The organism is Streptomyces sp. HD, from assembly GCF_028369295.1.
In the GTDB taxonomy this organism is placed as follows: domain Bacteria; phylum Actinomycetota; class Actinomycetes; order Streptomycetales; family Streptomycetaceae; genus Streptomyces.
Map to the genome: position 1 here is coordinate 185,178 of NZ_JAQMYP010000012.1, position 9,502 is coordinate 194,679.

The 9,502-nt window shown below is 72.3% G+C and carries 4 protein-coding genes; 3 read left to right on the top strand and 1 reads right to left on the bottom strand.

Annotated elements, in window-relative coordinates; genetic code table 11:
• The first annotated feature begins 97 nt into the window (after window positions 1-97).
• Window positions 98-2,905, top strand: a complete 2,808-nt coding sequence (locus POF73_RS14835; protein WP_272115213.1) for a helix-turn-helix transcriptional regulator — start codon at window positions 98-100, stop codon at window positions 2,903-2,905.
• Window positions 2,906-2,976: 71 nt separating this feature from the next.
• On the opposite strand, the gene POF73_RS14840 is transcribed toward POF73_RS14835, so the two are convergent.
• A complete protein-coding gene (locus tag POF73_RS14840; RefSeq protein WP_272115214.1) occupies window positions 2,977-3,603 on the bottom strand; it encodes a TetR/AcrR family transcriptional regulator in 627 nt (208 codons plus the stop codon).
• A 127-nt stretch (window positions 3,604-3,730) separates the two neighbouring features.
• On the opposite strand from POF73_RS14840, the gene POF73_RS14845 reads away from it, so the two are divergent.
• Window positions 3,731-4,672 (top strand): alpha/beta fold hydrolase, encoded by a 942-nt coding sequence (locus POF73_RS14845; RefSeq protein ID WP_272115215.1) that lies wholly within the window; start codon window positions 3,731-3,733, stop codon window positions 4,670-4,672.
• Between the two features lie 759 nt (window positions 4,673-5,431).
• Window positions 5,432-9,502, top strand: a 4,071-nt coding sequence (locus POF73_RS14850; RefSeq protein WP_272115216.1) for a type I polyketide synthase, incomplete at its 3' end; no start/stop codon positions are given.

Below are 9,502 nucleotides of genomic sequence, written 5' to 3' on the forward strand. Positions count from 1 at the left end.
GAATCGTGGATAGGGGGGTGCAGAAATATAGGGGTTGGTGTGCGGGGTGCCGTCGCATAAATTCGCAGAAGATTCTGTACTGAGGCGGGGAGAAAACGTGGAACGGGTGGGCTCCGGCGGTCATTCGGTGCTTGTCGAGCGCGACGCGGAAATGGCGGCGCTCGTGGATGTGCTGGCGCAGGTGGGGCAGGGCAAGGGGGGTGTCGTCATCCTCAACGCGGGGCCCGGGGTCGGCAGAACCGCACTGCTCGACGAATTCCTGTGCAAGGCCGCCGAATCCGGTGCGCGGGTGTGCGCCGCCACCGGCTCGTCCGCCGAGCAGGACGTCGAGTACGGCATCGTCGGCCAGCTCTTCCCCCCGAACGGCGGCCTGAGCGCCGGACTGCGGCTCGCTCGCGCGATCGGGCGGCGCGACACCGGCCCCGATCCCGACGTGGACGCGCTCTTCGACATGCTGTGCCGGGAGTTCCGGCAGCGGCCGGTGGTGATCGGCGTCGATGACGCCCAGTTCGCCGACGCGCCTTCCCTGCGGTTCCTGCTCCACCTCGTACGACGGCTGCGGACCACCCCGGTGATGATCGTGCTCACCGAACCCACCGGACCGGACTCACTGCCCCCGTCCTTCCAGGCCGAGGTCCTGCGCCAGCCCCAGTGCCGGCGGCTCGGTCTCCTGCCGCTGTCCCGGGCCGGTGTCGCCCATACGATCGCAATGCACGTGGACGAGGCCGAGGCCGAGGCCGAGACGACGCGGCTGGCCGCGGACTTCCATGCCGTCAGTGGCGGCAACCCCCTCCTCGTACAGGCCCTGTTGACGGACCACCGGGACGCGCACCGGCGGGACCAGGAGGCCGCGATCGGCCTGCCCGCCACGGGTGCGGCCTTCGCCAAGGCGTCCCTCGCCTGGGCCTACCGCGACGACCCCGTCCTCTTCGACGTCGCCTGCGGATTCGCCGTACTGGGGGAATCGGCCACCCCCGCCCTGGTCGCCTGTCTGGCCGACCGCGGCGCGGACGCCGTCGCCCGGGTCATGACCGCCCTCGACACGGCCGGACTGCTGGACGGCGGAACCCTGCGCAGTGCCGTCGTCGGCCGGGCCCTGCTGGAACACGTCGACGTCGAGACCCGAGCCGAACTACGGCGGCGCGCGGCCGGGTTGCTCCGCGTCGACGGTGCGCCCGCGACCGCCGTCGCCCGCCAGTTGCTGGCCGCGCCCGTGGCCGAACCATGGGCCGGGCGTACCCTGCTCGCCGCGGCGGACAAGGCCATGCGGGACGGGCAGACGGAGTTCAGCCTCGACTGCCTCCGGCTGGCCGGGCGCAACGCCACCACCGAGCACGAACACGCCGCTGTCGTCATGGCCCGGGTACGGATCGGCTGGGAGATCGATCCCCGCCTGGTGAGCCCGTGGCTCGACGAACTCGTCGGAGCGCTCGAACAGGGCAGCCTCCGCAGTGCCGACGCCGCCTGGATCGTCAAGCATCTCGCCTGGCAGGACCGGTTCCCCCAGGCCGCGGAGTGTCTGCGGGCGCTCACCGAGCGGGCCGGCCCGGACGCACCCGGGGCGACGGCCGAACTCCATGCCGTCCGGCACTGGTTGCGCCACTCCTGCCCCCCGCTGGACGCGGACGCCCCGGACGCCCCCGACCTCGGGGCACCGCGCACCGCGCAGCCCCGTCAGGTGAGCCCCGCCTCGTACGCCGCCGAAGTGCTCGGCCAGGTCCTCACCGAAGGGCCCGGCGAGTACACCATCGGCATGGCGGAGGAGATCCTGCGCGGCTGCCGATACGGCGAGGCCGCGGTCGAGGATCTGGAGGCGGCGCTGCTGGCGCTGCTCTACGCGGACCGTCCCGACCGGGCGGTGTTCTGGTGCGACCTGCTGCTGAACCAGGCCGGCGACCGGTCCACGGGTACATCGGTGGCGATTCTCTCCGGCGTCCGGGCCGAGATCGCGCTGCGGCACGGCGCCCTGCACGCCGCGGAACAGCACGCGAGCAGCGCCCTGTCGGCCATCTCACGGTCCGGCTGGGGAGTGGCCATCGGCTCCCCGCTGGCCGCGCTGGTGCAGGCCGCCACGGCGTCCGGCATGAGCGGGGCGGCCGGGGCCTGGCTGAACCAGGACGTGCCCGAAGGCATGTTCCAGACCCGGCACGGGCTGCTCTACACCCACGCCCGGGGCCACTACCACCTTGCCGTCGACCGCCCGGCCGCCGCCCTGGACGACTTCCTGACCTGCGGCGACCTGGCGAAGCAGTGGGGCATGGACGTCCCCACGTTCCTCCCGTGGCGCACCTCGGCGGCACAGGCGCACCTCGCCCTCGGCAACCCCGGACAGGCGCGCACCCTGGTGCGGGAGCAGCTGGCCCGGCCCGGCGGGTCCACCCCGCGGGCCCGGGGTGTCTCCCTGCGGCTGCTCGCGGCCACCAGCGAACTCGGGCAACGGCCCGCCCTGTTGCGTGAGTCGGTCAGCCTGTTGGAGAACGCCTCGGACCCTGTGGAGCTCCTGCGCTCCCTGGCCGACCGCTGTCAGGTTCTGCACGAGGTCGGAGCACCCGCGAAGGCACGGATGACCGCACGGCACGCCAGGACCGTCGCGGACTCCTGCGGCGGGCACACGTTGTTCCGCAAGCTCTTCAAGGACGAGGAGCCCGAGAACACAGCCGAGGCCGACGGCCTCACGGGTGAGGACCAGGGCTCGGCGAGCCTGACGGCCGCGGAGCGGCGGGTCATCGCCCTGGCCGCGCTCGGGCACTCCAACCGCGAGATCGGCCGCAAGCTGTTCATCACCAAGAGCACCGTCGAGCAGCACCTCACCCGTGCGTACCGAAAGCTCGGCGTACGCAACAGGACCGACCTGGGCGACCTGCTCGCGGGGACGAACCTGGCGGCCGGGGCTTCGGCGCTGTGATGCCGACGCCCCCGGCGATCACGGTTGTTCCACCGGGACGGCGGCGGCTCCGCCGGGCTGGTCGAATCAGGTCATGCGGGTGGCGGGGAGTGCCTGTCGGCCGTGAAGATCCGGTCCAGGTGGTAGCGCAGTACCTCGATGGCGGGCTCCGGGCCTCTCTGGCCCACGAGGATGCTGGTGCCCATGGTCGCTGTCATGGCGAGGAGGCTGATCGCCTCGGTGCGCGGGTCGATGTCGCGGTTCGTCAGACCGGCTTCCCACGCCTCCTGGAGCAGTCCGGTCACGAGGTTCTCGGCGGCGTCGGGGTTGTCGATGAAGGGCTGGGCGGCGAGTGTCCTGTCGGTCACGGACAGGATCGCGTACGAGCCGTAGAGCAGATGGAAGGTGCGGCTCTCCTCGTCGGTCGGGAGAGAGGCCAGGAGGAGGGCCTCGATGACCGCGCGCGGGCCCGGGTTCCGGCCGACGGCGCGGACGCGGTCACCCGCGCGTGCGGTGAAGCCGTCGGTCAGGTGCTGGAGACCGTAGAAGAGCAGTTTGTCCTTGGTCTTGAAGTAGTACTGCACCAGCCGGAGTGACACCCCGGCCTCGGCCGCCACGTCCCGCATGCCGACCGCGTGCAGTCCGTGCCGTCCGGCGACCCGGATGAGCGCCTCGGCGATCATGGTGCGCCGTTCGTCGTGGTCCACACGCTTTGGCATGGGTGGTGTCTCCGCCGTCGATGGTGAGTTCGAGGTCCGGCTCGACGTAACCCCTTTTTATGATACCGCTGTATCAATATCATGGTGCGATCTGATCATGAAGAACGAATCTCCCGGAGGTGTCTCGATGCCTGAGAGCACGAAAAAAACCCGCCCGCGAAGCGACATCGGCCGCTATCTGAGCGACGACTTGCGCGACCGGTACTTCGCTGCCTGCGACGTCCTCTTCGCCAAGGGCGCGCCCGCCCTCTTCGAGAAGGATGTGGAGACGAGCTTCGGCACCACGCACGTCTACCGCTACGGCCCCACGGACCCCGCTGCCGAGACGCGTACGCCGGTCGTCCTGATCCACGGGTCCGGAAGCTGCTCCGCCCAGTGGTACCCCAACACCCCCGCGCTCAGCGCCGAACGCGCCGTGTACGCGCTCGACACCCCCGGCGACCCTGGCCGCAGTGTCCATCGCGAACCGATGTGGCAGCCGGAGCGCGCGGCACAGTGGCTCGACGAGGCGCTCGACGGGCTCGGGCTCGACCGGGTTCACCTCGTCGGATACTCGTACGGAGGCTGGCTGACGCTCAATCAGGCGCTGCGCAAGCCCGAAAGGCTCGCCTCGGCCACCCTCCTCGACCCCCGCGGCTTGGAGAAGGAGGGCCTGCGCTTCTGGATCTGGATCTTCGTCAGCCTCTTCGCGACCTTCGCCCCCAAGGCGCTGCGCCCGCGTCTCGCCGCCTGGCTGGAACAGCCGGTCATCGTCATTCCCGAGCTGCGCGCGTGGATCCATGCGCGGGTCCGGGCCTTCCGAATAAGCCGCCCCGTGCCGGCGGCGCTGACCGAGGACGAGCTGCGTACCATCCGCACCCCGCTCTACCTCGTCGTCGGCAAGCGAAGCCTGCTCGTGCACCCGAAGCGGCAGGCGGAGCGTGTGCCACGTCTGGTCCCCGGGGCACGCGCCGAGATCATCGCCAACACCGGTCACGGCCCCGCCCTCGATCACCCCGAACTGCTCAACGGCAAGATGCTGCGCTTCATGGACGACACCGACTCCCTGGACCCGGCCTCAGGCGCCTGATCGCCGTTTCACCTCCAGGGGCCCGCAGCCCTCGGTCATCCGGACAGCGGTGCGGAGATCGGCCCGGCCACGCGATGCCGGCCCTCGTCGCCCGCCATGAGCGCCTCGACGCGCGCACCGGGGAGAGCCTGCGGGTCGACCTCGGGCTCCTGCCCGTCACGGGGATGTCACCACGGATGTCATCACGGCAGCCGGGCCGCCGCTGAGCGGATTCGCCTCCCTTCCCGGGACACCGAGCCGCTTGCGATCCGGCGGCGCCCCCGGCGCACCTGCCGCCACCGCGACCGCCGCCCGAGCGGTCCTTCGGCCTCGACCTCGGCGCGGCAGTCGCGCCGATGCGAGCGAGCCGACGCGGCCCTGAGCGCACCGGCCGAATCTCGCCGCGCCTCACGACCGGCTGCCCCGCACCCGCGTACCCGCCGCCGAGTGTCGGCATGACCCGGGCGCGGTCATGCCGGACGGTCCGTGGCGGGTGCCCCCAGGGCCATGAGATGCCGTACGGGCAAAGGATCAGCTGCACGTTCACTTGGTGGGCTCCCGGGATCGCGTGTCCCGGGGGCCCACGTGCCGTTCCCGGTGAGCTCGATACGGGCCTGGCAGGTCCGTGCGGGGACGGAGCCTGTGCCAGGTCCCGGCTAAGGGGTCGGATAGTGGTTGAGGCTAGGGGCGGGCCGATCCGATATTCGGAAATGAACTGCGGCCTGCACGCACGCCGCGCTGAGCACGCTTCGCGTATTCCTAGTGAGGTAAGGGAAGCACATGGCGGGTGGATCCGAGTCAGAGGCCGCTGAATTCCGGGCACGATCCACCTGGCCGATAGCCGTAGTGGGAATGGCGTGCCGACTTCCCGGAGCGGCCGGCCCGGATGAGTTCCGCGGACTTCTGCGCAAGGGCACCGAAGCCGTCGGCGAACCGGCGGTGGATCGGCCGTACGCGCCCCCGAGGGGCGGATTCCTGGAATCGGTCGACCGGTTCGACGCCGCCTTCTTCGGTATTTCGCCGCGCGAGGCGGCGGTGATGGACCCCCAGCAGCGGCTGATGCTGGAACTGTGCTGGGAAGCACTCGAAGACGCCGGTATCGTGCCCGCCCGCCTCGACGGTGGCGACGCCGGTGTCTTCGTCGGAGCCATCGCCGACGACTACGCCGCGCTGTCCTGGGCGGCCGGTGCGGACGTCACCACCCCGGAGACCACCACCGGTCTCAACCGGGGCATGATCGCCAACCGGGTCTCCTACACCCTGGGCCTGCACGGGCCGAGTTTCACGGTCGACTCGGGACAGTCCTCGTCCCTTGTCGCCGTGCACCTGGCCGCCGAGAGCCTGCGCCGGGGTGAGTGCTCCGTGGCCCTCGCCGGCGGGGTGAACCTGATCCTGGCCGAGGACAGCACGGTCGCCGTGGAACGTTTCGGCGCGCTCTCCCCGGACGGGCGCTGCTACACCTTCGACGCCCGGGCCAACGGTTACGTCCGCGGCGAGGGCGGCGGTGTCGTCGTCCTCAAGCCGCTGGCCGACGCGGTCGCAGACGGCGACGACGTGCTGTGCGTGCTCGCGGGCAGCGCGGTGAACAACGACGGCGGCGGCGACGGCCTGACCGTACCCGACCGCGAGGGCCAGCAGGCGGTGCTGACCGCCGCGTACGAGCAGGCCGGGATCTCCCCGGACGCCGTCGGATACGTGGAACTGCACGGCACCGGAACCCCGGCCGGCGACCCCGTGGAGGCCGCGGCCGTCGGCGCGGTGCTCGGCGCGGGCCGGAGTGCCGAACGGCCGCTGCTGGTCGGTTCGGTGAAGACCAACATCGGCCATCTCGAAGGCGCCGCCGGCATCGCGGGACTCCTCAAGGCCGTGCTGGCCGTACGGCACAGGGAGGTTCCCGCCAGCCTCAACTTCGCCGCCCCCAGCCCCCGCATCCCCATGACGGAGCTCGGCCTCCGCGTCAACACGGCACTGCGTCCCTGGCCCGGAGAGGCCGGCCCGCTGATCGTGGGCGTCAGCTCCTTCGGCATGGGCGGCACCAACTGCCATGTCGTCCTCACCGAATGGGACGGCGTCGCACCGGCGGCCGCACCCGGAGTCCGGCCCACCGGGACACCGGCCCCCCTCCTGGTCTCGGGCCGGGACGAGGAGGCGCTGCGCGCCCAGGCGCGGAACCTGAAGGAGCACCTCGACACCCACTCCGGCCTCCGGCTCAGCGACGTCGCCCACACCCTGGCCGCCGCCCGGACCGCCTTCGGTCACCGCGCCGTGATCACCGCCGGCGCGCGCGACGAGATGTCGGCCGCACTCGACCGGCTCGCCGCCGGCTCCCCGGGGCCCGACATCGTGCGCGGCACCGTCACCCCGGGTTCCCTCGCGTTCGTGTTCACCGGGCAGGGCAGCCAGCGGCCCGGCATGACCGCCGAGCTGTACCGGACCTCGCCGGAGTACGCCGCCGCCCTCGACGAGGTGTGCGCGGTCATGGACCAGCACCTGCGACTGCCGCTACGGGATGTGCTGTTCGCCCCGGAAGGGTCGCCCGAGGCCGCCCTGCTGGACCGTACCGAGTTCACCCAGCCCGCCCTGTTCGCCGTCGAGGTCGCCCTCTTCCGCCTCACCGGGGCCCTCGGTCTGACCCCGCGGCTGCTGCTCGGCCACTCCGTCGGCGAACTGGCCGCCGCGCACGTCGCCGGAGTGCTGTCCCTGACCGACGCGTGCACGCTGGTCGCGGCCCGCGGCCGGCTGATGCAGGCACAGCCGTCGAACGGCGCGATGGTGTCGATCCAGGCGAGCGAGGACGAACTCGCTCCTTTCGTCACCGAGTCGGTGACCCTGGCGGCGCTCAACGGCCCGGCCTCCACCGTGATCGCGGGCGACGAGGAAGCCGTACTCGCCGTCGCCGCGCACTGGGCGGCCCAGGGGCGCAAGACCAAACGGCTGCGGGTCAGCCATGCCTTCCACTCCCCGCACATGGACGGCATGCTCGCCGAGTTCCGCGCCAGCGCCGAGGGCCTGACCTTCGACGCGCCCCGGATCCCCATCGTCTCGAACGAGACGGGAACCCTCCTCACCGACGCCGAGGCCCGCTCGCCCGAGTACTGGGTACGGCACGCCCGCGCCGCCGTCCGCTTCCTGGACGGTGTGCGTCTCCTGGAGGACCACGGCGCGACCACCCTCCTCGAACTCGGCCCCGACGGTGTGCTGTCGGCCATGGCACGGGACTGTCTGCGCGGCGCCGAGACCGTGTCCGTGCCCCTGTTGCGCGGCGGCGACCGTACGGAACCGGAGGCGCTGGTCGCCGCGCTGGCCGCCCTGTACGTCCGTGGCGTACCGATGGACTGGGAGTCACTGGCCACCGGGCCGGACGCCCGGCGGGTGCCGCTGCCCACCTACGCCTTCCAGCGCCGCCGGCACTGGCTGCCCGAGCGGGCCGACGCGCCCACGGCCACCCCGCGCCGCGAACACCGGTCGCGTGATCCCCGCGCGGACGAGCCCACCCCGCCGGTCCGGGACCGTACGACGCTGGAACTGGTCCGGGACGCCGCGGCCCTGGTGCTCGGCCACGGGTCCCCGGACGACGTCGCCCCGCACGCGCCCTTCAAGGACCTGGGCTTCAGCTCCCTGATGCTGGCCGAGCTCGGCGAACGGCTCACCGAGGCAACCGGCCGCCGGGTGCCCACCACCCTGCTGTTCGACCACCCGACGCCGGACGCCCTGGCCCGCGGTCTCCAGGCCGACGGGACGCCGCAGCCGGACGGGACACCGATGGCTGCCGTGGCCGCGGACGACGACCCGGTCGTGATCGTGGGCATGGGCTGCCGCCTCCCCGGCGGGATCCGGTCGCCGGAGGACCTCTGGCGGTTCGTGTCCGGCGGGGGCGACGCGATCTCCGCGCTGCCCGTGGACCGCGGCTGGGAACTCGCCGCGGACTTCCCCGGCGAGGGCGGATTTCTCGCGGACGCGGCGGAGTTCGACGCGGCGTTCTTCGGGATCTCGCCGCGTGAGGCGCTGGCGATGGACCCGCAGCAGCGGCTGCTCCTTGAGACGTCGTGGGAGGCGCTGGAGCGGGCCGGGGTGGACGCCCTGGCACTACGTGGCAGCCGCACCGGTGTCTTCGTCGGCGCGAGCCCCTCGGAGTACGGCCCCCGGCTGCACGAACCCTCGGACGCCGACGGGCATGTGCTGACCGGTACGGCGCCCAGCGTGCTGTCCGGCCGGATCGCCTACGCCCTGGGCCTGGAGGGTCCGGCGCTGACGGTGGACACGGCGTGCTCGTCGTCCCTGGTGGCCCTGCACCTGGCGGTGCAGGCGCTGCGGGGCGGCGAGTGCGACCTCGCCCTCGTCGGCGGCGTCACCGTGATGGCGACCTCGGGCATGTTCGCCGAGTTCTCGCGCCAGGGCGGTCTGGCACCCGACGGCCGCTGCAAGGCGTTCGCGGCCGGTGCCGACGGCACGGGCTGGGGCGAGGGCGTCGGGATGCTGGCCGTGGCGCGGCTGTCGGACGCGATACGGGACGGCCGTCAGGTGCTGGCGGTGGTGCGGGGCTCGGCGGTGAACTCCGACGGCGCCTCGAACGGGCTGACCGCGCCCAACGGTTCGTCGCAGCAGCGGGTGATCCGGCAGGCGCTGGCTTCGGCCGGCCTGTCGTCCGCCGATGTGGACGCGGTGGAGGCGCACGGTACGGGAACGGCCCTGGGCGACCCGATCGAGGCGCAGGCGCTGCTGGCCACCTACGGCCAGGACCGGCCCGAGGACCGGCCGCTGTGGCTGGGCTCGCTCAAGTCGAACATCGGTCATACGCAGGCGGCCGCCGGAGTCGCCGGTGTGATCAAGTCGGTGCTGGCGATGCGGCAT